Origin of the sequence: Streptomyces sp. NPDC017202, from assembly GCF_044331705.1 — a bacterium.
In the GTDB taxonomy this organism is placed as follows: domain Bacteria; phylum Actinomycetota; class Actinomycetes; order Streptomycetales; family Streptomycetaceae; genus Streptomyces.
Window position 1 is genome coordinate 53,991 of sequence record NZ_JBIRNP010000026.1, and the last position, 21,965, is coordinate 75,955.

At 73.9% G+C, this 21,965-nt stretch carries 16 protein-coding genes and 1 pseudogene; 12 read left to right on the plus strand and 5 right to left on the minus strand.

Annotated features, from left to right (window positions below; genetic code table 11):
- Nucleotides 1-57: 57 nt before the first annotated feature.
- Nucleotides 58-2,337: an FdhF/YdeP family oxidoreductase gene (locus ACH4N1_RS31655; protein WP_398103089.1), complete on the minus strand. Its 2,280-nt coding sequence runs from the start codon at nt 2,335-2,337 to the stop codon at nt 58-60.
- Between the two features lie 238 nt (nt 2,338-2,575).
- On the opposite strand from ACH4N1_RS31655, the gene polA reads away from it, so the two are divergent.
- Together polA and ACH4N1_RS31665 are read left to right on the plus strand one after the other, a co-directional pair.
- Nucleotides 2,576-5,302: a DNA polymerase I gene (polA, locus tag ACH4N1_RS31660; RefSeq protein WP_398103092.1), complete on the plus strand. Its 2,727-nt coding sequence runs from the start codon at nt 2,576-2,578 to the stop codon at nt 5,300-5,302.
- Between the two features lie 315 nt (nt 5,303-5,617).
- A complete protein-coding gene (locus ACH4N1_RS31665; protein WP_398103095.1) occupies nt 5,618-5,998 on the plus strand; it encodes a hypothetical protein in 381 nt (126 codons plus the stop codon).
- Nucleotides 5,999-6,025: 27 nt separating this feature from the next.
- On the opposite strand, the gene ACH4N1_RS31670 is transcribed toward ACH4N1_RS31665, so the two are convergent.
- Complete coding sequence (locus ACH4N1_RS31670) at nt 6,026-6,862, minus strand: DUF4184 family protein (protein WP_398103098.1); 837 nt, start codon at nt 6,860-6,862, stop codon at nt 6,026-6,028.
- 336 nt (nt 6,863-7,198) lie between these two features.
- Here ACH4N1_RS31670 and ACH4N1_RS31675 point away from each other — a divergent pair, with 336 nt between their 5' ends.
- Nucleotides 7,199-8,986 (plus strand): lytic transglycosylase domain-containing protein, encoded by a 1,788-nt coding sequence (locus ACH4N1_RS31675; protein ID WP_398103101.1) that lies wholly within the window; start codon nt 7,199-7,201, stop codon nt 8,984-8,986.
- 335 nt (nt 8,987-9,321) lie between these two features.
- On the opposite strand, the gene ACH4N1_RS31680 is transcribed toward ACH4N1_RS31675, so the two are convergent.
- Together ACH4N1_RS31680 and ACH4N1_RS31685 are read right to left on the minus strand one after the other, a co-directional pair.
- The gene (locus tag ACH4N1_RS31680) at nt 9,322-11,976 is read right to left on the minus strand and encodes an ATP-dependent RNA helicase (protein ID WP_398103104.1); all 2,655 of its coding nucleotides are present in this window, start codon (nt 11,974-11,976) and stop codon (nt 9,322-9,324) included.
- A gap of 484 nt (nt 11,977-12,460) precedes the next feature.
- Complete coding sequence (locus tag ACH4N1_RS31685; RefSeq protein WP_398103162.1) at nt 12,461-13,285, minus strand: class I SAM-dependent methyltransferase; 825 nt, start codon at nt 13,283-13,285, stop codon at nt 12,461-12,463.
- Between the two features lie 377 nt (nt 13,286-13,662).
- Here ACH4N1_RS31685 and rpsA point away from each other — a divergent pair, with 377 nt between their 5' ends.
- From rpsA to ACH4N1_RS31705, 4 genes are all read left to right on the plus strand, one after another.
- Complete coding sequence (gene rpsA / locus ACH4N1_RS31690) at nt 13,663-15,165, plus strand: 30S ribosomal protein S1 (protein WP_398103107.1); 1,503 nt, start codon at nt 13,663-13,665, stop codon at nt 15,163-15,165.
- Between the two features lie 443 nt (nt 15,166-15,608).
- Nucleotides 15,609-16,547 (plus strand): PAC2 family protein, encoded by a 939-nt coding sequence (locus tag ACH4N1_RS31695; RefSeq protein ID WP_398103110.1) that lies wholly within the window; start codon nt 15,609-15,611, stop codon nt 16,545-16,547.
- Between the two features lie 256 nt (nt 16,548-16,803).
- Nucleotides 16,804-17,457 carry a dephospho-CoA kinase gene (gene coaE / locus ACH4N1_RS31700; RefSeq protein WP_398103113.1) on the plus strand — a complete coding sequence of 218 codons (654 nt, stop codon included), beginning with the start codon at nt 16,804-16,806 and terminating at the stop codon, nt 17,455-17,457.
- Between the two features lie 50 nt (nt 17,458-17,507).
- Complete coding sequence (locus ACH4N1_RS31705; protein WP_363087312.1) at nt 17,508-17,888, plus strand: tetratricopeptide repeat protein; 381 nt, start codon at nt 17,508-17,510, stop codon at nt 17,886-17,888.
- Between the two features lie 43 nt (nt 17,889-17,931).
- Here the strand turns inward: ACH4N1_RS31705 and ACH4N1_RS31710 are convergent, their stop codons facing one another.
- A complete protein-coding gene (locus ACH4N1_RS31710) occupies nt 17,932-18,198 on the minus strand; it encodes a DUF6343 family protein (RefSeq protein WP_398103116.1) in 267 nt (88 codons plus the stop codon).
- A 244-nt stretch (nt 18,199-18,442) separates the two neighbouring features.
- Between ACH4N1_RS31710 and ACH4N1_RS31715 the strand changes: the two genes are divergently transcribed.
- The 5 genes and pseudogenes from ACH4N1_RS31715 to ACH4N1_RS31735 all read left to right on the plus strand — a co-directional run.
- Complete coding sequence (locus ACH4N1_RS31715; protein WP_398103119.1) at nt 18,443-19,120, plus strand: class I SAM-dependent methyltransferase; 678 nt, start codon at nt 18,443-18,445, stop codon at nt 19,118-19,120.
- Between the two features lie 89 nt (nt 19,121-19,209).
- Nucleotides 19,210-19,677, plus strand: a complete 468-nt coding sequence (locus ACH4N1_RS31720) for a DoxX family protein (RefSeq protein WP_398103122.1) — start codon at nt 19,210-19,212, stop codon at nt 19,675-19,677.
- A 49-nt stretch (nt 19,678-19,726) separates the two neighbouring features.
- Nucleotides 19,727-20,437: a uracil-DNA glycosylase gene (locus ACH4N1_RS31725; protein ID WP_398103125.1), complete on the plus strand. Its 711-nt coding sequence runs from the start codon at nt 19,727-19,729 to the stop codon at nt 20,435-20,437.
- A gap of 296 nt (nt 20,438-20,733) precedes the next feature.
- Nucleotides 20,734-21,120: a hypothetical protein gene (locus ACH4N1_RS31730; protein WP_398103128.1), complete on the plus strand. Its 387-nt coding sequence runs from the start codon at nt 20,734-20,736 to the stop codon at nt 21,118-21,120.
- A pseudogene (locus ACH4N1_RS31735) lies at nt 21,120-21,896 on the plus strand (nucleotidyltransferase domain-containing protein); the annotation flags it as partial. The gene ACH4N1_RS31730 and the pseudogene ACH4N1_RS31735, both read left to right, overlap by 1 nt.
- Nucleotides 21,897-21,965: the final 69 nt, after the last annotated feature.

Here is a 21,965-nt window from a genome sequence, read left to right on the forward strand (position 1 = left end):
CGTTCGTCGTGACCCGTGTCGTGACCGGTACGGGGACCGTGTCGGCTGAGCAAACGCTCAGTCGGTCGCCGATTGTTCCAGACGGACGACGACGGACTTGCTGGCCGGGGTGTTGCTGGTGTCCGCGGTGGCGTCCAGCGGCACCAGGACGTTGGTCTCCGGGTAGTACGCTGCCGCGCAGCCCCGCGCCGTCGGGTAGGACACCACCCGGAAGCCGGGCGCCCGCCGCTCCACCCCGTCCCGCCACTCGCTCACCAGGTCCACGTAGGAGCCGTCGGCGAGGCCGAGCGTCCGGATGTCCTCGGGGCTGACCAGGACGACCCGGCGGCCGTTCGTGATGCCCCGGTAGCGGTCGTCGAGCCCGTAGACGGTGGTGTTGTACTGGTCGTGCGAGCGCAGCGTCTGCAGCAGGAGGCGGCCCGCGGGCAGCTCGGGGAACTCCACCGGCGCGGCCGTGAAGTTGGCCTTGCCGGTGGCCGTGGGGAAGCGGCGCTCGTCGCGCGGGGCGTGCGGCAGCGCGAAGCCGCCGGGGCGGGCGACGCGCGCGTTGAAGTCCTCGAAACCGGGGACCACGCGCGCGATGCGGTCCCGGATCGCCGCGTAGTCCTTCTCGAACTCCTCCCACGGCACCCGGCTGCCCTCGCCCAGCACCCGGCGCGCCAGCCGGCACACGATGGCCGGCTCGGACAGCAGCCGCGCGCTCGCGGGCGCCAGCCGCCCGCGGGAGGCGTGCACCATGCCCATGGAGTCCTCGACGGTCACGAACTGCTCGCCGCCGTCCTGCACGTCGCGCTCGGTACGGCCGAGCGTCGGCAGGATCAGGGCACGCGCGCCCGTGACGACGTGCGAGCGGTTGAGCTTCGTCGACACGTGCACCGTCAGCCGGGCCCGCCGCATCGCCGCCTCGGTGACCTCCGTGTCGGGGGAGGCGGACACGAAGTTGCCGCCCATGGCGAAGAAGACCTTCGCCTCGCCGTCCCGCAGCGCCCGGATGGCCCGTACGACGTCGAAGCCGTGCTCGCGCGGCGGCGCGAAGCCGAACTCCCGCTCCAGGGCGTCCAGGAAGGCCGGAGCCGGACGCTCGAAGATGCCCATGGTGCGGTCGCCCTGCACGTTCGAATGACCGCGCACCGGGCAGACGCCCGCGCCCGGACGGCCGATGTTGCCGCGCAGCAGCAGGAAGTTGACCACCTCGCGGATGGTCGGTACGGAGTGCTTGTGCTGGGTGAGGCCCATCGCCCAGCACACGATGACGCGCTCCGAGGCCAGCACCATGCGCAGGGCCTCCTCGATCTCCGCGCGCGTGAGCCCGGTCGCGGCGAGCGTCGCGTCCCAGTCGGCGTCGCGGGCGGCCGCGGCGAACTCCTCGTAGCCGTGGGTGTGTTCGGCGACGAAACGTTCGTCGACCGCGCCCTCGGTCTCGATGATCAGCTTGTTGAGGAGACGGAACAGGGCCTGGTCGCCGCCCAGGCGGATCTGGAGGAACAGGTCGGTCAGGGCGGCGCCCTTGAGCATGCCCCGCGCGGTCTGCGGGTTCTTGAAGCGCTCCAGGCCGGCCTCCGGCAGCGGGTTCACGCTCACGATCCGCGCGCCGCCCGCCTTGGCCTTCTCCAGGGCGGAGAGCATCCGCGGATGGTTGGTGCCCGGGTTCTGGCCGGCGACGATGATCAGGTCGGCCTGGTACAGGTCCTCGAGCAGGACGCTGCCCTTGCCGATGCCGATCGTCTCCACGAGGGCCGAACCGGACGACTCGTGGCACATGTTGGAGCAGTCGGGAAGGTTGTTGGTGCCCCACTCGCGCGCGAACAGCTGGTAGAGGAACGCGGCCTCGTTGCTCGTGCGCCCCGAGGTGTAGAACACGGCCTCGTCGGGGGAGGCCAGGGCCGCCATCTCCTCGGCGACGATGTCGAAGGCCCGCTCCCAGGAGACCGGCTCGTAGTGCTCGCCGCCCTCGGGCAGGTACATCGGGTGCGTGAGCCGGCCCTGCTGGCCCAGCCAGTAGCCGCTCCGGTCCGCCAGGTCGGTGACCGGGTGCGCGGCGAAGAACTCCGGGGTGACCCGGCGCAGGGTGGCCTCCTCGGCGACCGCCTTCGCGCCGTTCTCGCAGAACTCCGCCGCGTGCCGGTGGTCCGGCTCCGGCCAGGCGCAGCCCGGACAGTCGAAACCGTCCTTCTGGTTGACGCGCAGCAGCGTCAGCGCGGTCCGCCTCACCCCCATCTGCCGCTGGGCGGCCCGCAGGGTGTGACCGATGGCCGGCAGCCCCGCCGCCGCGTGCTGCGGCTCGGCGACCTGCGGCGCGTCCTGAACCGGATCGGCCTTGGGCGGCTTCGTTGCCATCGCGGCGCTCCTTCACTGACACGGGTGACCACTCCCACCGATCCTTGCACGCGACACCGACGGGGCGGGCGTGCGGGCGCGCGGCGGGGTGCGGGAGCAAGGGGCGCGGGGACGTGAGGAGGCGGGGAGGCGGGGGGCAGGGGGCAGGGGGCAGGGGGAGGGGGGCCGTGGCCGCGCCCCGGGCCGCCGGAGGCGCACGGGGGCCGGAGTGTCGGTGGGGCGTGGCAGGATCGGGGGCGTGGCAGAAACAGCATCGAAGACGACCGAGAACACCTCCGGCGCCGGCCGGCCCCGCCTGATGCTCATGGACGGGCACTCGCTGGCCTACCGCGCGTTCTTCGCGCTGCCCGCGGAGAACTTCACCACCGCGACCGGCCAGCCGACGAACGCGATCTACGGCTTCGCGTCGATGCTGGCGAACACCCTGCGTGACGAGGCGCCCACGCACTTCGCGGTGGCGTTCGACGTCTCCCGCAAGACCTGGCGCTCCGAGGAGTTCACCGAGTACAAGGCCAACCGTTCCAAGACCCCGGACGAGTTCAAGGGCCAGGTCGAGCTGATCGGCGAGCTGCTCGACGCGATGCACGTCTCACGGTTCGCGGTCGACGGCTTCGAGGCCGACGACGTGATCGCCACGCTGGCCACCCGGGCCGAGGCCGAGGGCTTCGAGGTGCTGATCGTCACGGGCGACCGCGACTCCTTCCAGCTCGTCAGCGAGCACACCACGGTGCTCTATCCCACGAAGGGCGTCTCCGAACTGACCCGCTTCACCCCGGAGAAGGTCGTCGAGAAGTACGGGTTGACGCCCGCCCAGTACCCCGACTTCGCGGCCCTGCGCGGCGACCCGTCCGACAACCTCCCGGGCATCCCGGGCGTCGGCGAGAAGACCGCCGCGAAGTGGATCAACCAGTTCGGTTCGTTCGCGGAGCTGGTCGAGCGGGTCGACGAGGTCAAGGGCAAGGCCGGGCAGAACCTCCGCGACCACCTGGAGGCCGTCAAGCTCAACCGCCGCCTCACGGAGATGGTCCGCACCGTCGAGCTGCCCGGCACCGTCCTCGACCTCGAACGCGCCCCGTACGACCGCACGGCCCTGGCGATGATCCTGGACACCCTGGAGATCCGGAACCCGTCGCTGCGCGAGCGGCTGCTCGCCGTCGACCCGGGCGCACAGGAAGCCGAGGCGAGCCCGGCAGTCGCCCCCGGCGTGGCACTGGACGGCACGGTCCTGGGCACGGGCGAGCTGACCGCCTGGCTCACCGAGCACGGCGCCGCGCCCCTCGGTGTGGCCACCGTCGACACCTGGGCGCTGGGCACCGGGGCGGTCGCGGAGGTCGCGCTCGCCGCGGCGGACGGACCCGCCGCCTGGTTCGACCCGGCCGAACTGGACGAGACCGACGAGAACACCTGGGCCGCCTGGCTGGCGGCCGAGGACCGCCCCAAGGTCCTGCACAACGCCAAGGGCGCCATGCGCGTCCTCGCCGAGCACGGCTGGAGCGTCGCCGGCGTCTCCATGGACACCGCCTTGGCCGCCTACCTGGTCAAGCCGGGCCGCCGCTCCTTCGACCTGGAGGCGCTGTCGCTGGAGTACCTGGGCCGGGAGCTGGCTCCGCCCGCCGCGGCCGACGGCCAGCTCGCCTTCGGCGCGGACGAGGGCGCCGAGGCCGAGGCGCTGATGGTGCAGGCCCGCGCGATCCTCGACCTCGGCGAGGCCTTCCGCGGCCGGCTGGAGGAGGTCGGCGCGGCAGACCTCCTCCAGGACATGGAGCTGCCCACCTCCACCCTCCTCGCCCGCCTGGAGCGGCACGGCATCGCCGCCGACCGGGCGCACCTGGAGGCCATGGAGCAGATGTTCGCGGGCGCCGTCCAGCAGGCGGTGAAGGAGGCGCACGCCGCCGCCGGGCACGAGTTCAACCTCGGCTCGCCCAAGCAGCTCCAGGAGGTCCTCTTCGGAGAGCTGGGGCTGCCGAAGACGAAGAAGACCAAGACCGGTTACACCACGGACGCCGACGCTCTGGCCTGGCTCGCCGCCCAGACGGACAACGAACTCCCGGTGATCATGCTCCGCCACCGTGAGCAGGCCAAGCTCCGCGTCACCGTCGAGGGCCTGATCAAGACGATCGCCGCCGACGGCCGCATCCACACCACCTTCAACCAGACGGTCGCCGCGACCGGCCGCCTGTCCTCCACGGACCCCAACCTCCAGAACATCCCGGTCCGCACCGACGAGGGCCGGGCGATCCGCCGCGGGTTCGTCGTCGGCGAGGGCTTCGAGTCCCTGATGACGGCCGACTACAGCCAGATCGAACTGCGGGTGATGGCCCACCTCTCCGAGGACGAGGGCCTCATCGAGGCGTTCACCTCCGGCGAGGACCTGCACACCACGGCCGCCTCCCAGGTCTTCGGCGTCGAGCGGGACGCCGTGGACGCGGAGATGCGCCGCAAGATCAAGGCGATGTCGTACGGCCTGGCGTACGGCCTGTCGGCGTTCGGGCTGTCCCAGCAGCTGAACATCGACGCGGGAGAGGCCCGCGCCCTGATGGACGCCTACTTCGAGCGGTTCGGCGGAGTGCGGGACTACCTGCGCCGGGCGGTCGAGGAGGCCCGGGCGACGGGCTACACGGCGACGCTCTTCGGTCGCCGCCGCTACCTCCCCGACCTCAACAGCGACAACCGCCAGCGCCGCGAGGCGGCCGAGCGCATGGCTCTCAACGCACCGATCCAGGGCACGGCGGCGGACATCGTCAAGATCGCCATGCTGAAGGTGGACGGGGCCCTGCGCGAGGCGGAGCTGAAGTCCCGCATGCTCCTCCAGGTCCACGACGAGATCGTCCTGGAGATCGCCCCCGGCGAGCGGCCGGCCGTGGAGGAACTGGTCCGCCGGGAAATGGCCGGCGCGGTCCACCTCAGGGCCCCCCTGGACGTCTCGGTGGGCGCGGGCCCCGACTGGGAGTCGGCAGCCCACTAGGACCGGCACCCAGGGGAAGGCACCCCGCCCGCAGCGGCGGGGTGCCTTCCCCTGGGTGCCCGCTCCCCGGCCCGCCCGCTCCCCGGCGCTCGCACCGGCCCCGTCCCCGTACGACCCCCTCGCGCGCTCACCGCTCACGTCACCGGTTCCCGCGCCCTGCCCGCTCGCCACCGGCCTGCCTGTTCGCCCGCGGCTTTTCTGCGCCCCCTCACCCCCCCCGCAGCCCCCGAACGGCCCCGCGTCCCCCGAAGGGCCCTCACCCGCGTGGCCCCCGAGAAGGGGCCCCCGTGGGCGGGGGCCCGCCAGGATGCGGCCATGGGTATACGCATGCTTCACCGCCGGAAGGCCTCCGCACGCGTTCACGCCACGGCCACCGCCGGGAAAAGGCGGCTCGGCCCCGACGCGACGCCCTCGGGGCGACCGCTTCCCGCCCTCGCGCCCGGCGCCGCGACGCCCCGCGTCCCCGGTCCCCCTCTCAAGGCGCTGCGCGAGGCGGCCGTACGTCTCCGGCGCCGGGTCCTCGCCCTGCTCGTCCGCCCGGACGGCACCTGGCGTCTCGGGACCGAGACGGCCCGCGGCTACCTGGCCCTCGGCCTCGCCGCCCTGCGCCGGCTCCCCCGGCCGCGCGCGGGGCGCCGCATCACGGTCTTCGTCGTGACCGCGGCACCCGGCGCCGACCGTTTCGGCGGGCGCTGATCCGGGCCGGCGGGCGTTCACCGACGCTCACCCGACGCCCACCTCGTCCCTCTCCCGCGAGGGCCGCCCCGTTCCGCGCCGCGACCGCACCCCTGCGGCGTACAGCACGACCCCCAGCAGCAGCCCCGCCCCCGCCCCGAAGCACAGGGTCGGGATCAGCTCGTAGGGCTTGCTGTCCGGTCCCCACCGGTCCCACCAGCGGAGCGCCCGGCGGGCCGCCGCGGTCAGGGCGCAGCCGCCGATCACGGCCGCCGCCCACCAGCGGTCGCGCGCCGACAGCACCGGCACCCCGAGCGGCTCGGCCGCCGGGGTCCGGCGCAGCGCGCGCAGGACGAACGCGGCGATCACGACCGCCGCGACGGCCGAACCGCCGTACTGGAGGTACCAGTACAACGGCGAGCCCGCGACCGTCTCGCCGAGGACCGGGAACACCCGCATGCCCCACCGGTCGAGGTGGGTGAAGGCGTCCCAGACGACGTGCGTCAGCGCGCCGAGGACCGCGGACGCGTACCACCGCGCCACCGTCGACGGCCGGACACGCGCGCGTGGCGCCCCGCAGTGCGTCAGGACGGCGGTACGGCCCTGCCGTGCCCGTGGCAACAGCGCCACGAGCGGCTCGCGCACCAGCAGCCACAACCCCACCAGCGCCCAGGCCAGCAGTACGTCGACGGTGAGGACGCCGGGGAAGGAGTGCGTGACGTCGCCGAACTCCATCGCCCCGGACAGGACACTGGCCGCGTAGTAGGTCATGTCGGGAGCGAACGACCCCGCGACGAGGACGGCGGGCACCAGGCGCCCACGGCCGGTGCCGTCGGCGCGCACGGCGGGCAGCACGGCCGCCGCGTGACTCAGCGTGAACGGCAACGAGGCTCCCCGGCGCGGAAGTTGCCGGACCCACCGGCCCGGACATCGACGACCCGACCAGTATGCGGGACGCCTCCCGCGTCCCACGGCACATGGCCGGGCGGTGAACACCGGGTTCGAACGGGTGCCGGTCGCAAAGAAGTTGTCGTAGGGTCGCCTGGGCCGCCGCCGTACGAATGGCGGTCGGACAACCGAACAGATCAGCGCAAACCGCCCGCGACCGCAACCTTCGCGGCCGGCGGGTCGTCCCCCGAGGGGCGAGTGGCAAGGGGTCCCACGGGACGGGCGGGACAGACGAAGACGGGCGCTCGAGTGTCCACGGGAGGGGTTCACTTCATGTCGGCGCATTTCGGCAGCAGGCTGCGCAAGGGTGCGGTCAACACCACCGTGGCCGCGTTGGCGGTCGCGGCTCTGGCCGCCTCCCAGGCACCCGACGTCACGGCCGGCGACGCGGGCGGACGGGCCGCCGCGAACACCCCGTCCGCCGACGGCGGCTCCGCCACCGGCGAGAGCGCCACCGGCAACTCGCCGTACTACACGGACCTGCCGCCGCTGAAGAGCCCCGCCCCGGCGCCCAGCCAGAGCACCGGCACCACCCCGGTCGGCACCGGCGTCACGGAGGCCGGCATCCCCGCGACCGTCCTGGACGCCTACAAGAAGGCCGCGTCGGCCCTCGCCGAGTCCCAGCCCGGCTGCAACATGCCCTGGGAACTCCTCGCCGCCATCGGCAAGGTGGAGTCCGGCCACGCCCGCGGCGGCAACGTCGACGCCGACGGCACCACCCGCTCGGCCATCCTCGGCCCGGTCCTCGACGGCAACGGTTTCGCCGACATCAGCGACACCGACGACGGCGCCTTCGACAGCGACACCACGCACGACCGCGCCGTCGGCCCGATGCAGTTCATCCCCTCCACCTGGGCGTGGGCCGGCCGCGACGGCAACGGCGACGGCCGCAAGGACCCCAACAACGTCTACGACGCCGCGCTCGCCGCCGGTCACTACCTGTGCCGCTACAGCTGGGACATGTCCACCGACGCCGGCCTGCGCAGCGCGATCCTGAGCTACAACAACTCGACGGACTACTACAACACCGTCGTGTCGTGGCTGGAGTACTACCGCAAGGGCACGCACGAGGTTCCGGACGGCGCCGGCACCCTGCCGGACAACCGCAGCGACGAGAACAACGGCGGCGGCGCGACCACCTCCCCGCCCTCGACGCCCACGCCGCCCGGGACGACCCCGCCCGCCACCACGCCCCCGGCGACCACACCCCCCGCCACCAAGCCCCCGAAGCCCACCACGCCCCCGGCCACCACACCCCCCGCGACGACGACACCGACCGACACGGTGCACCACCTGGAGGACGCGGGCACGGCGCGGCTCACCGCCATGGCGGGCGACGCGTTCGGCGACCGGATCAGCACCCGCACCGAGACCAAGTCCGGCACGGCCGTCGCCAAGGTCCGGGTCCGCTTCACGATCGTCGGCGACACCGACGCCACCTTCACGGGGGGCGAGAGCGTCGCCACCGTCATCACCGACAGCCGGGGCATCGCCACGGCGCCCGCCCTCCAGGCGGGGGAGGAGACCGGCGCCTTCACGGTCCGCGCCACCGTCGTGGGCCGCACGGTCGCGGCCATGAGCTACTCGGCCACGGTCACCGCGCGGGCCGCCGACGCCCTGGTCCGCACCGGCTCGACCGCCCCGACCTGCGTCGCGGGCGGCGTGTTCGCCGACCGGGTCGAGGTGAAGGCCACCTACAAGGGCGCCGTGGCGGACAGGGTCGCGGCCACCGCCACCCTCGTGAAGGCGGCCGACGACCCGACCGCGAACGACAAGGGCCCCTACTTCAAGGACGCCGCCGGCAACCCCGTCCGCACCCTGACCGACCTCCGCACGGACGCGAACGGCCTGCTGACGCTCCCGAAGCTGTACGCGGACGACACCGCCGGCACCTACCTGCTGCGCGTCACCACCGAGGGCGGCGCCACCCTCACGGTCGAACTGACCGTCACGCCGGCACCGTCGTCCACGCCGACCCCGTCGGACACCCCCTCGGAAACTCCGTCGGGCACCCCCTCCGAGAGCACCTCCCCGAGCCCCTCCGGGGCGACGACCGGCTGAGGACCCGCCCTCGCACCACCGACGGCGCCCCGCTCCACGCGAGCGGGGCGCCGTCGTCGCGCACGACCCGCGCTCGTCCCGCCCGCCCGTCGCCACGACGTCCCGACTGACGAACCGTCAGATCGGGTGCGCCCGGCACCACCCGCCGACGCACCACCGTCCGCGGGCTCCGGGGCGAACCCGCCACCGGCGCACCCGCGGTCCCGCCGATGCCGCCCCGCCCGGGGGCCTCCTCGCCCTCGGCGTCCCGCTGCTCGCCCCGCCGCCGTCCCCGCAGGCCCGCGGCCGGCGCCCCGCCGACCCGGAGCCGGCCCCCGCGGCCGACGCCGAACCGGTCACCGCCTGAGCCGTGCGTTGGTGTGCCGGGTGGGCTCGGCACCGGCCGGGTCCTCCGGCCACGGATGCCTGGGGTACCGGCCCCGCAGCTCCGCCCGCACGCCCCGGTAGCCGTCCTTCCAGAAGGAGGCGAGGTCCGCGGTCACGGCCGCGGGCCGCCCGGCGGGGGAGAGCAGGTGCACCAGCAGCGGCACCCCCGCCACGCGCGGCGTCTCCTGGAGTCCGAACATCTCCTGGAGCTTCACCGCCAGCACCGGCTGTCCGGGGTCGGCGTAGTCGATCCGGATCCCCGACCCGCTCGGCACCGTGATCCGCTCCGGCGCCAGCTCGTCCAGCCGTGCCGCCTCCCCGGACGCCCAGGGCAGCAGCCGGGCGAGCGCCGCCCCGGCATCGATCCGCGCCAGATCGCCCCGGCGCCTGGCCCGGCTCAACTCGGGCTCCAGCCACTCGTCCACGCGCGCGTGCAGCGCCGTGTCGGAGACGTCCGGCCACGGCTCCCCGAGACGCGCCCCGAGGAACGCCAGGCGCTGCCGCAGCCCCCGCGCCTCCGCCGACCACCGCAACAGCCCCCACCCCTCCTGCCGCAGCCCTTCGAGCAGCGCCTCCCGCACGAGCCCCGCGGCGGCCTCCCGCAGCGGCCGCGCCGCCAGCTCCACGGCCCCGAGCCGCTCGACCCGCCGGGCCACGACGTCCCCCTCCGCCCAGTGGACCTCCTCGCGCACATCGAGCAGGGCGCCCGCCGCGAACCGGGCCACCTCCTCGTCGACGACCGCCGCGAGCTGCACCCGCGCGTGCCCCTTGCCGACGGGCCGGTCGGCGACGGCGACCGCGATCCACGGCGCGCCGCGCAGCCCCGACCCCTCGCGGACCTCGGCCCGCGTCCCGGACACCATCAGATACGAGCCGCCGTCCGCCCTGGCGACCCGCTCGGGGAAGGCGAGCGCGGCCACGACACCGACGCGGCCGTCCTCGCCGGCCGGCACCGACGGCCCCCCGGCGACGCCCGCCGGCGCCACGGGCCCTTCCACCGGGCCGACGGAGGACTCCGGCACCACGGCCCTTCCCACCGAGCCGGTCGGCCGCGCCGCCCCCGATCCCCTTCCCGGACCGGTCGGCCCCGTCGCCGTGCGCCCCTCCGCGGGGCCGGCGAACTCCGTCGCCACGGCCCGCAGCCGCCGTACCTCCGCCCGCCAGCGCCCCGCGTACGCGTCACCCCCGCGCCGGGCCGCGCGCAGCGCACCCGCGAGATCGTCGCCGTACTCCCGCGGAGCCTCCTCGCTCAGCAGGGCGACCACCTCCGCGGCCCGCTCCGCCCCCACCAGCGCGGCCCCGTCGAGCAGCGCCCGCCCCAGGCGCGGGTGCAGCCCCGCGCGCGCCAGCCGTACCCCGCGCTCCGTGGCCCGGCCCGCCGCGTCCACCGCCCCGACCGCCCGCAGCAGTCGGCCCGCCGCCGCCATCGCCCCACCCGGCGGCGGATCCAGCAGGGCGAGCCCCGACGCCCCGGGATCACCCCAGCAGGCCGCCTGGAGCGCGAACGCCGTCAGATCGGCCACCTTGATCTCCGGAGCCGGGAAGCGCGGCAGGCGGGCGTTCTCCGCCTCCGCCCAGCAGCGGTACACGACGCCCGGCGCCTCCCGCCCGGCCCGCCCGGCCCGCTGCCGTCCCGCCGCGACGGACGCCCGCACCGTCGCCAGCGCGCTCAGCCCGCGCGCGTGGTCCACCCGCGGCTCGCGCGCCAGGCCCGAGTCCACCACCACCCGCACGCCCGGCACCGTCAGCGACGACTCGGCGACGGACGTGGCCAGCACGACCCGGCGACGCTCCCCGGGAGCCAGCACCGCGTCCTGCACCGCCGTGGGCGCCCGCCCGTGCACCTGGAGCACGTCCACCCCCTCCAGGTCCGCGAGCCGTCCCGCGACCCGCGTGATCTCGCCGACCCCGGGCAGGAAGCACAGGACGTCCCCCGGACGCTCCGCCAGCGCCCGCCGCACCACCGATGCCACGTGCGCGAGCAGCGCGGGGTCCACCGACATGCCGTGCGGCGGCCGCACCGGCCGGACCGGAGGCGCCCACACCACCTCGACGCCGTACGACGAGCCGTGCGCCTCGACCACCGGCGCGCCCCCCAGCAGCCGGGACCAGCCCTCCGTGTCGGTCGTCGCCGACGCGGCCACCAGCCCCAGCTCGGGACGGAGCGTCTCGCGCACGTCCCACAGGAAGGCGGCCGCCGTGTCCGCGTCCAGATGCCGCTCGTGGCACTCGTCCAGCACCACCACGTCGACCCCGGTCAGCTCCTGGTCGCGCTGGAGACGCTGGAGCAGCACCCCGGTGGTGACGACCTCCACGCGCGTGTGCCGCCCGACGACGCGCTCGCCGCGCACGGTGAACCCGACGCTCCCGCCGGTCCGCTCACCGAGCAGCCACGCCATCCGCCGGGCCGCCGCGCGCGCCGCGATCCGCCGCGGCTCCGCCACCACCACCCGCCGGACCGGCCCCCCGCCCACCAGCCCGGCCAGCGCGAGCGGCACCAGCGTCGTCTTCCCGGTGCCGGGCGGTGCCGCCAGCACGGCGGTACCCCGCCCGGCCAGGGCGTCGTGCAGGGCGGGCAGGGCGGCCCGCACGGGCAGCGCGTCCAGGGCGTCGTCACGGATCACGCCCCCAGTGTCGTACGCCCGGGGAAGCACCCCCGCACGCGCGTGCGGGCCGGGAGCGGGGGACGGTGGCTGGTGCCGCGACAGGCGGCGTTCGCCCCGTCGCGACGCCCGGCACGCTCCCCCGGAGGGGGACCCCACTCGCCGCACCGGACGGAAGCCCGAGTACGTCCCGTACGAGGACTTCCGGCCGGCATGCCCCCGGCCTTCGGCCGGGGGCACCCCCAGAGCACGCACCGGACGCCGCTCCCCGATGGGCAGACGTCGCCTGCCGCGACGCTAGTGACCTGAGTCGGAAGTTCTTCGCCAGATGGGCGGCCGTCAACCGGATGCCGTGCTGCCGCCAGGTCCGGCCCGGCCTGCTGAAGTCCGGTCTCCGGCACGTCAGGCAGCTCGCGAGAACTACCCGAAAATCTCCGACTCAGGTCACTAGGGTCTTTCGTCTGGATCAGGCCTCGCGAGCCCGGCCTGATCCAGACGAGAGGCCCTAGTCCCGCTCGCAGACGAAGATCGCCGTGCCCGGGATCAGACCGCCGCGCAGCGGGGACCAGCCGCCCCACTCCGCCGTGTTCCAGGCCGGCCACTCCGGCTCGACCAGGTCCACCAGCCGGAAGCCCCCCGCCACGACGTCACGGACCCGGTCGCCGATCGTCCGGTGGTGCTCGACGTACACCGCCCGGCCCTCGTCGTCCTGCTCGACGTAGGGCGTGCGGTCGAAGTACGACGAGGCGACGGACAGGCCCTCGGGGCCCGGCTCGTCGGGGAAGGCCCAGCGGATCGGATGGGTCACCGAGAAGACGAAGCGCCCGCCCGGCCGCAGCACCCGGCGCACCTCCTTCAGGACCAGCACCGGGTCGGCGACGAAGGGCAGCGCCCCGTACGCGGAGCAGGCCAGGTCGAAGGAGCCGTCCGCGAACGGCAGGACGGCCGCGTCGGCGCACACCAGCGGGAACGCCGCGCCGATCCGCAGTGCGTGCTGGAGCTGGCGGTGGGAGACGTCCAGGGCGACCGGACGGGCCCCCTGGGCGGCCAGCCAGCGCGCGCACTGGGCCGCGCCGGCGCCGATCTCCAGGACCGCCTTCCCCTTCAGGTCCTCCGGCGGGCCGAGCAGCTCGGCCTCCACCTCGTCCAGGCCCTCGGGACCCCACACGAAGCGGTCGTCGCCGAGGAACGTGCCGTGCTCGATCTGGTACTCGTCCGCGTTGCGGTCCCACCAGCCGCGATTGGCGCGCGCGCTCTCCGCGACCCCGGCCTCGCGGCGGGTGGCTTCCGGCTCGAACGCCGGCTCGGACGATACGGGCTCTTGGATGATCGGCTCCCTCGTCGTACTCTTCCGTCCAACCCGACTCGGGAGGCGCCCTCGCGGTGTCCCCGGGAGGGCTTCCTGCGGCCTGCGTGGCCTCGGAAGAGAGGTTGTGTGCCGGGATTGCGGCGATCTGCCCCGGGTGTGCGCCTTCGCGCATTGACCCTGCCCGGCTGCCCCCGTATGCTACAAGTTGCGCTGCGGGCCTGCGCACCTCAGACGTAGCAGGTCGTGCTCGCATCTGTATGTATGTCCCCTCGGTTGTCGAGGCGCCGTCGCCGTTCCGGCGGGCGCTTCCTTGGCTGTCCGGCCTTCTGCAGAGCGAAACGGGCTCCCGGCGTAAGCAGTACCTACGACTCTCTGTCCGTACCGGAGCCCTTTCCCACATGACGAGCAGCACCGAGACCACCTCTACCACGCCGCAGGTAGCGGTCAACGACATCGGTAACGAGGAAGCTTTCCTCGCCGCGATCGACGAGACGATCAAGTACTTCAACGACGGCGACATCGTCGACGGCGTCATCGTGAAGGTCGACCGGGACGAGGTCCTGCTCGACATCGGTTACAAGACCGAAGGTGTCATCCCGAGCCGCGAGCTCTCGATCAAGCACGACGTCGACCCGAACGACGTGGTCGCCGTCGGCGACGAGATCGAGGCCCTCGTCCTCCAGAAGGAGGACAAGGAAGGCCGCCTGATCCTCTCGAAGAAGCGCGCCCAGTACGAGCGCGCCTGGGGCACCATCGAGAAGATCAAGGAAGAGGACGGCATCGTCACCGGTACCGTCATCGAGGTCGTCAAGGGTGGTCTCATCCTCGACATCGGCCTCCGTGGCTTCCTGCCGGCTTCCCTCGTCGAGATGCGCCGTGTCCGCGACCTCCAGCCCTACGTGGGCAAGGAGCTCGAGGCCAAGATCATCGAGCTGGACAAGAACCGCAACAACGTGGTCCTGTCCCGCCGCGCCTGGCTGGAGCAGACCCAGTCCGAGGTTCGCCAGACGTTCCTCACCACCCTCCAGAAGGGTCAGGTCCGCTCCGGCGTCGTGTCCTCGATCGTCAACTTCGGTGCCTTCGTGGACCTGGGTGGCGTCGACGGTCTCGTGCACGTCTCCGAGCTCTCCTGGAAGCACATCGACCACCCCTCCGAGGTTGTCGAGGTCGGCCAGGAAGTCACCGTCGAGGTCCTCGACGTGGACATGGACCGCGAGCGTGTCTCCCTGTCGCTGAAGGCGACCCAGGAAGACCCGTGGCAGCAGTTCGCCCGCACCCACCAGATCGGCCAGGTCGTGCCCGGCAAGGTCACGAAGCTGGTTCCGTTCGGTGCGTTCGTCCGCGTGGACGAGGGCATCGAGGGTCTGGTCCACATCTCCGAGCTGGCCGAGCGCCACGTGGAGATCCCGGAGCAGGTCGTCCAGGTCAACGACGAGATCTTCGTCAAGGTCATCGACATCGACCTCGAGCGTCGCCGCATCAGCCTCTCGCTGAAGCAGGCCAACGAGGCCTTCGGTGCCGACCCGGCCTCGGTCGAGTTCGACCCGACGCTCTACGGCATGGCCGCGTCGTACGACGACCAGGGCAACTACATCTACCCCGAGGGCTTCGACCCCGAGACCAACGACTGGCTCGAGGGCTTCGAGTCCCAGCGTGAGGTGTGGGAGAACCAGTACGCCGAGGCCCAGACCCGCTTCGAGCAGCACCAGCAGCAGGTCATCAAGTCCCGCGAGGCCGACGCCGCTGCTGCCGCCGAGGGTGGCGAGGCCGCCGCTCCGGCCGCGTCCGGTGGTGGCGGTGGCGGTTCGTACTCCTCCGAGGGTGCGGACACCTCCGGTGCCCTCGCTTCGGACGAGGCGCTCGCCGCGCTCCGCGAGAAGCTGGCCGGTGGGCAGAGCTGACGCCCGCTGAGCAGTAGCTCATGACCGAGGGCCCGCACCTTTCGAGGTGCGGGCCCTCAGTGCTGTTCCCGGCCGGTGGCCGGTGCGCCCTCCCGGCGGGGCGCCCGCGCGGAAACGTACGGGACACCCGAGGAGCTGACGGGCCGTAACCCGACGGTGCGACGCTTTCCCCGGGCACCGGACGGCGCGTCGCCGGACGGTCGTGCCGGCCGCCGTCGCGAGGCCCGCACCCCGGCCCGTCCACCCCCGTACCCCGACCCGCTCACTCCCGCACGCCGGCCGTGACCGCCCGCCACGCGCGTGTGCCCGCTTCCCGGCCCGGCCGGGCCGGATCCAGCGTCCCGCGCGGGCCGCACGACACCGGGCGATCAGGGGGCGCGAGCCGGGAATGCCCCTGGCTTCCGGGGCGTTGTGCAGTACGAACACGAGGAGGAGCGGTCCAAGTGCTTGATCCGCAGGGTTTGTACGCATGGGAGCCGAAGGGGCTGGCCGTCGTCGACATGGCGCTAGCCCAGGAGTCGGCCGGACTTGTCATGCTCTACCACTTCGACGGATACATCGACGCGGGTGAGACCGGCGACCAGATCGTCGACCGGCTCCTCGACTCGCTGCCCCACCAGGTCGTCGCCCGCTTCGACCACGACCGACTGGTGGACTACCGCGCCCGCCGCCCGCTGCTGACCTTCCAGCGCGACCGGTGGACGGACTACGAGGAGCCCGGCATCGAGGTCAGGCTCGTCCAGGACGCCACCGGAGCGCCCTTCCTGCTGCTGTCCGGTCCCGAGCCGGACGTCGAGTGGGAGCGCTTCGCCGCGGCCGTGAAGCAGATCGTGGAGCGCCTCGGCGTCCGCCTGTCGGTGAACTTCCACGGCATCCCCATGGGTGTGCCGCACACCCGCCCGGTGGGCCTCACCCCGCACGGCAACCGCACCGATCTCGTCCCCGGCCAGCGCAGCCCCTTCGAAGAGGCCCAGGTCCCGGGCAGCGCCGAGGCCCTCGTCGAGTACCGCCTCATGGAGGCCGGACACGACATCCTGGGCGTCGCCGCGCACGTCCCGCACTACATCGCGCGCTCCGCCTACCCGGACGCCGCCCTGACCGTCCTGGAAGCCATCACGTCCGCCACCGGACTCGTCCTGCCGAGCATCGCGCACACCCTTCGCACCGACGCGCATCGCACGCAGACCGAGATCGACCGCCAGATCCAGGAGGGCGACGAGGAACTGACGGCCCTCGTCCAGGGCCTGGAGCACCAGTACGACGCCGCCGCGGGCGCCGAGACCCGCGGCAACATGCTCGCCGAGCCGGTCGACATCCCGTCCGCCGACGAGATCGGGCGGGAGTTCGAGAAGTTCCTGGCCGAGCGGGAGGGCGAGGGCTGAGCGCCCCCCGGGGCCTGCCGCGCGTCTCACCGACGGCAGGCCCCGGACCCTGTCGTCACCTTCCCGCCGTCCGCCCGTCCGCCCTGAGGGCGGGCCCGGTGGCGTCAGGCGCGTGTCCTCGGGGTGCCGGGCCCTGACCCGCGTACGTCCCGTACGAGGATCAGGGCCCGGTGCGGCGGAGCGGGGCCCCTCCGGGGAGCGTGCACGGCGTCACGGGGCAGGCGGGAAGGTGACGACAGGGCCTAAGCTTCCCGTCATGCTGAAGGTGGGCCTGACCGGCGGGATCGGCGCCGGCAAGAGCGAGGTGTCCCGGCTGCTCGTCGAGTGCGGCGCCGTGCTGATCGACGCGGACCGCATCGCGCGCGAGGTCGTCGCGCCGGGCACGCCCGGTCTCGCGGCGGTCGTCGAGACCTTCGGCGAGGGGATCCTCGCCGCGGACGGCAGCCTCGACCGGCCCGGGCTCGGCTCGCTCGTCTTCGCCGACCCCGACAAGCTCGCCGCGCTCAACGCGATCGTGCACCCGCTGGTCGGCGCCCGGTCCCGCGACCTGGAGACCGCCGCACCCGAGGACGCCGTCGTCGTCCACGACGTCCCCCTCCTCACCGAGAACGGCCTCGCCCCCCTCTACGACGTGGTCGTGGTCGTCGACGCCGACCCCGCCACCCAGCTCGACCGGCTCGTGCGGCTGCGCGGGATGACCGAGGACGACGCCCGCGCGCGGATGGCGGCGCAGGCCACCCGCGAGCAGCGTCGCGGGATCGCCGACATCGTCATCGACAACGACGTACCCCTGCCCGACCTGGAGCGACGCGTGAAGGACGTGTGGACCGACCTGGTCCGCCGGGCGCGGACGGCGGAGCGGGACGGCGCAGGGCCCCGTGAGCGGTCCGGTGAGCGGTCCGAGGAATAGCGGCCCGCGCCGCGCGCGTTGAACGCCACGAGTGAGGGAAGGAATTTTCCGTGCCCGAAACCAGCGGTTCGACCGGACGTACTCCGGAGACGCACGTCATCGACTTCCGTGCCGCCGAGCAACTGCTCGCCGCACGGGATCCGCGGGGCGCGGTGAAACTGCTCGACGGTGTCATCGCCGCGTACCCCGAGAACACCGCCGCCCGGCTGCTGCGCGCGCGAGCCTTCTTCGCCGCCGCGCAACTGCGACCCGCCGAGCTGGAGTTCACGATCGTCCTGGAGCGCGAGCCGGACAACGCGTTCGCCCACTTCGCGCTCGCCCGCACCTACGAGCGGCAGGGCCGTGCCGACCAGGCGAAGAGGCATTTCCGCCTGGCCGCCGCCCTGGACCCGAACCCGCAGTACCTGAAAGCGGCACGGTTCGAGTCCTAGGGCCTCTCGTCCGGATCAGGCCGGATCCCGGGCGGTCGCCGCCTCAGGGACGATGCTGCTCCGGCGGCCGGTACGGCGGGACGTCCGGGCCCGGCTGGAAGTGGGACCCCTCGCGCAGGTGCTTGGTGATCACCGACATGTCGACGGTGATCACGAGCCACAGCGCCCCGCAGGCCACCGCCCACCCGGGACGCCCCACGAGCGCGAACGCGACCGTCCCGAAGATCGCCCAGAGCAGCCCCCACACACTCAGCCACAGCCGCATCCTGAGTGCACTGCGCGCCGTCACCGGCTCACTGCCCGTACGCATCGGGTCATCACTCCTTCCTGCAACGTACTCCCCGGGCCGGACGTTCTCCAGGGAGCCAGGGAGCCAGGGAGCCAGGGAGCCAGGGAGCCAGGGAGATCCGGTGCCGGGGGCCGGGGCTGGAGGGGGCGTGCTCACCGTCGGCCGCGCCTTCGTCGAAAAGACTTCCTTCACTCGAACGAATGAACCCGGGAAGTGGTGGAACGGCCTTGCGGGCACCGGCCGTTGGGAGGGCATGAGGCGTGAAATGCGAGAGGGGCACGAGGGGACGGGCCCCGGTGCCATCACCCCGGACGGCTGCGCGGTCGAGCTGTACAGCCGCCTCCCGATGGGCGAGGAACCCGACATCGTCACCGCCGCCGTACCCGCGGGCGCGCGCATCCTGGAGCTGGGCTGCGGCGTCGGCCGCATGACCCACCCCCTCCTGGAGCGCGGGTTCACGATCACGGCGGTGGACGAGTCCGCCGAGATGCTCGACCGCGTCCGAGGGGCACGCACCGTGTGCGGCCCCATCGAGGACCTGGACCTGCGCGAGACCTTCGACGCGGTGATGCTCGCGTCGTTCCTCGTCCACGCCGGGGACGAGGAGGTCCGGCGCGGCATGCTGCGCACCTGCGCGCGGCACGTGACGCAGGACGGATGTGTGCTGATCCAGCGGGAGGGCGAGAGCTACCACACCGACCTGCCCAGGGAGCGGGTCCATCCGAGCGGCTTCACCTTGCGGATCCTGTCGTCGGAACCCATCGGCGACGGCGTCAACTCGGTGCGCGCGGAGTACGTGTTCCCGGACGCGACATGGACCCAGACGTTCCGTGCCCGGCCCATGGGCGAGGAAGAGTTCGAGGAGGCACTGGCGGAAGCGGGACTGGGAGTGGACCGGTATCTGACGGAGGACCGGGTCTGGGTGCGGGCGGTGAAACGATGAGGTCCGGCGCGGAGCGATGAGTTCACGGCGGGGGAGCGGTCTGTCCTTCCGACAGCACCACGGACCACATCCCCCGGGAGAAGACCTCCATGTCCGAGACCACGGCACCGCTCCCCTCCGCCGCTTCCGCCCCCTCCGCCCCCTCCGCCCCGTTCGAGCCGACGACCGCCGGACGCAGGCGCGCCCGCATCGCACTGCGCGGACTGGAGGTGCTGCTCGCTCTTTTCTACGGGATCGCCAGCGCACTGCCGAAGCTGATCGCCCACCCGTCGGCGGCCGAGGGCTTCGACAAGCTGGGCTGGGGCAGCACCGGCATGTACGCCGTCGGTGTCCTCGAACTGGCCGGCGCGATCGCCCTGCTGGTCCCGGTGCTCCGGTCGGTGGCCGCGGTCTGCCTGGGAGCGCTCATGGTGGGCGCGTTCATCGTGACGATCGTGGCCATGGACGGGCAGAACGCGGCGACACCGCTCATCCTGCTCGTCCCGCTGGCCCTGATCGCCTGGGTCCGCCGCGACTCCGTGCAGGACCTGCTGCGGCTGGTGCGGCGCACGCGGTGACCGGACCGTCCGGTCCCGTGACCCGGCGACCCCGCCTTACCGTGGACCCATGGACCCCGACGAACCGCTGGACCGCGCCCCCCTTCCCGCCCTGGACCGGCGGGTCGCGGGGTGCCGGGCCTGCCCCAGGCTGGTGGAGTGGCGGGAGGAGGTGGCCCGCACGAAGCGGGCGGCCTTCGCCGACCGGACCTACTGGGGGCGGCCGGTGCCGGGGTTCGGTCCGGCCGACGCGCGGTTGCTGATCGTGGGACTGGCTCCGGCGGCGCACGGCGGGAACCGCACCGGTCGGATGTTCACGGGCGACCGTTCCGGGGACGTGCTGTACCAGGCGCTGTACGACGTGGGGCTCGCCTCGCAGCCGACCTCCGTGTCCGCCGACGACGGCCTCGCCCTGCACGGCGTGCGGGTCACCTCCCCGGTGCACTGCGCACCGCCCGCCAACAAGCCGACCCCGCGGGAGCGGGACACCTGCCGGCCGTGGCTCGTCCGGGAACTGCGGCTGCTGCGGCCGACGTTGCGGGCGGTCGTCGTGCTGGGGGCGTTCGGCTGGCAGGCCGCGCTGCCCGCGTTCGCCGAGGCGGGATGGGCCGTGCCCCGGCCCCGGCCGGCCTTCGCGCACGGGGCGCGGGTACCGCTCGACGGCCTGGACCTCTTCGGCTGCTTCCACGTCAGCCAGCGCAACACCTTCACCGGGCGCCTCACCCCGCAGATGCTGCGGGAGGTACTGCACACGGCGGCGACGACGGCGGGACTGGGCTGACCGCCCCGGCGCCGTCGGCCTGCTCCTGCCGACGTGCCGCTGCCGACCGGCCCGGCCCGGTCGGCCTGCCGCCGCCGCTGCCGGTCCGGCCCGGCAGGTCCAGCCCTGCCGGCCCGCGCCTGCGTGCCTGCCGCCGCCCCTGCCGGTGATCGCCCTCGCCGTCGATAACCGCTGGACGGGCGCGGGCCGCGGACGCCAGCCTTGCTCCCATGCGTACCAAGCACCTGGGCCGTTTCACGGCGGCGGACTTCTAGCGGGCCGCGCCGGAAGTGCCGGCGGGCCCGCGGAGGTCCCTCATGTCCCGCACCGTCCACCACATCCGTCCCCGACACCGCAACCACCACCCGGCTCCTGGATCGGGCAGCCGGGCCGTGCTGCGCTCCGGGCACCGCCTCGTCCAGCTCCGTGTCACCTTCGAGGAGTCGGCCCGCGCGCGGCGCGAGGGACGCCGTCCGCGTCCCGTCCCCGTCCACCGCGCCTTCACCGCCCACACCTGGCCGCGCTCCCTGAACGCGGGAGTCGATGGCCCGTACGAGTCACGGGCCCGAGCCGCACTGGCCGTCTTCCGCACGGCCGCCCGCAACCGCCTGCGAGCCGCCCCGCCCGGCACTCTCCTCGATGTTGCCGAGGACCTGGACCATCCGCCGACCCGCCACCGCCATCGGAACATCTGGGACTTCTGATGGACGCCGCCTCCCTCCGCGCCACCACCGACCGCCTGGCCGCCCTTCCCGGCGTCCGCGCCGTCGCCCTCGGCGGCTCCCGGGCCGGGGCACCCACCGCCCCGACAGCGACGGGGACGTCGCCGTCTCCTACCGGGGCACCTTCGACCCGGCCGGCCTGCGCGCCATCGGCTGGGGCGGCGGCGTCTTCAACGGCTGCGCCTGGCTCACCGTCGACGGACGGCGCGTCGACGTCCACCACCGCGACCTGGACGTCGTCGTCCACGAACTGGCGGAGGCGGAACAGGGCCGGTTCCGGGTGGAATCCCTGCTGTTCCACCTGGCGGGTATCCCGAGCTGTCCGGTCGTCGCCGAGCCGGCGATCAACCATGTGCTGCACGGAGAGCTGCCGCGCCCTGCCGCGTACCCCGACAGGCTCCGTCGGACGGCGCGCGACCGCTGGTACGGCACCGCGAGTGCCACCCTCGCCTACGCGGCCGCCCACCACGCGGCGCAGGACCGGCCGCCCACCACGCGGCGCGGGACCGGCCGCCCACCACGCGGCGCAGGACCGGCGCACGGAGGCCGCGGGGGCCCTGGCCGTCGCCGCCACGCAGGCCGGCCACGCGGTGCTCGCCGCGCGCGGGGAGCGGGTGACGAACGAGAAGCGGCTGCTGGAGCGGGCCGGGCCGAGAGACGTCGACGAGCTTGTCGGGCGGATCGTCCACGGCGGCGTCCCGGAGGCGCTCGAACGGGCCCGCACGCTGTTCGCGGAGACGGTGGTCGCGGCCACGCGCGCGCAAGGAGCCGCGGCCGGTGAGGAGCCGGTCCCCGGCAGCCGTCCGAGCGGTCGCGTTCACAGCGGT

What these genes read in the sequence shown, in the direction of transcription:
- ACH4N1_RS31655 (WP_398103089.1), bottom strand. Translation starts at nt 2,337, where the DNA reads ATGGCAACGAAGCCGCCCAAGGCCGATCCGGTTCAGGACGCGCCGCAG.
- ACH4N1_RS31665 (WP_398103095.1), top strand. Translation starts at nt 5,618, where the DNA reads ATGGGTATACGCATGCTTCACCGCCGGAAGGCCTCCGCACGCGTTCAC.
- ACH4N1_RS31675 (WP_398103101.1), top strand. Translation starts at nt 7,199, where the DNA reads ATGTCGGCGCATTTCGGCAGCAGGCTGCGCAAGGGTGCGGTCAACACC.
- rpsA (WP_398103107.1), top strand. Translation starts at nt 13,663, where the DNA reads ATGACGAGCAGCACCGAGACCACCTCTACCACGCCGCAGGTAGCGGTC.
- coaE (WP_398103113.1), top strand. Translation starts at nt 16,804, where the DNA reads ATGCTGAAGGTGGGCCTGACCGGCGGGATCGGCGCCGGCAAGAGCGAG.
- ACH4N1_RS31710 (WP_398103116.1), bottom strand. Translation starts at nt 18,198, where the DNA reads ATGCGTACGGGCAGTGAGCCGGTGACGGCGCGCAGTGCACTCAGGATG.
- ACH4N1_RS31715 (WP_398103119.1), top strand. Translation starts at nt 18,443, where the DNA reads ATGCGAGAGGGGCACGAGGGGACGGGCCCCGGTGCCATCACCCCGGAC.
- ACH4N1_RS31720 (WP_398103122.1), top strand. Translation starts at nt 19,210, where the DNA reads ATGTCCGAGACCACGGCACCGCTCCCCTCCGCCGCTTCCGCCCCCTCC.
- ACH4N1_RS31725 (WP_398103125.1), top strand. Translation starts at nt 19,727, where the DNA reads ATGGACCCCGACGAACCGCTGGACCGCGCCCCCCTTCCCGCCCTGGAC.
- ACH4N1_RS31730 (WP_398103128.1), top strand. Translation starts at nt 20,734, where the DNA reads ATGTCCCGCACCGTCCACCACATCCGTCCCCGACACCGCAACCACCAC.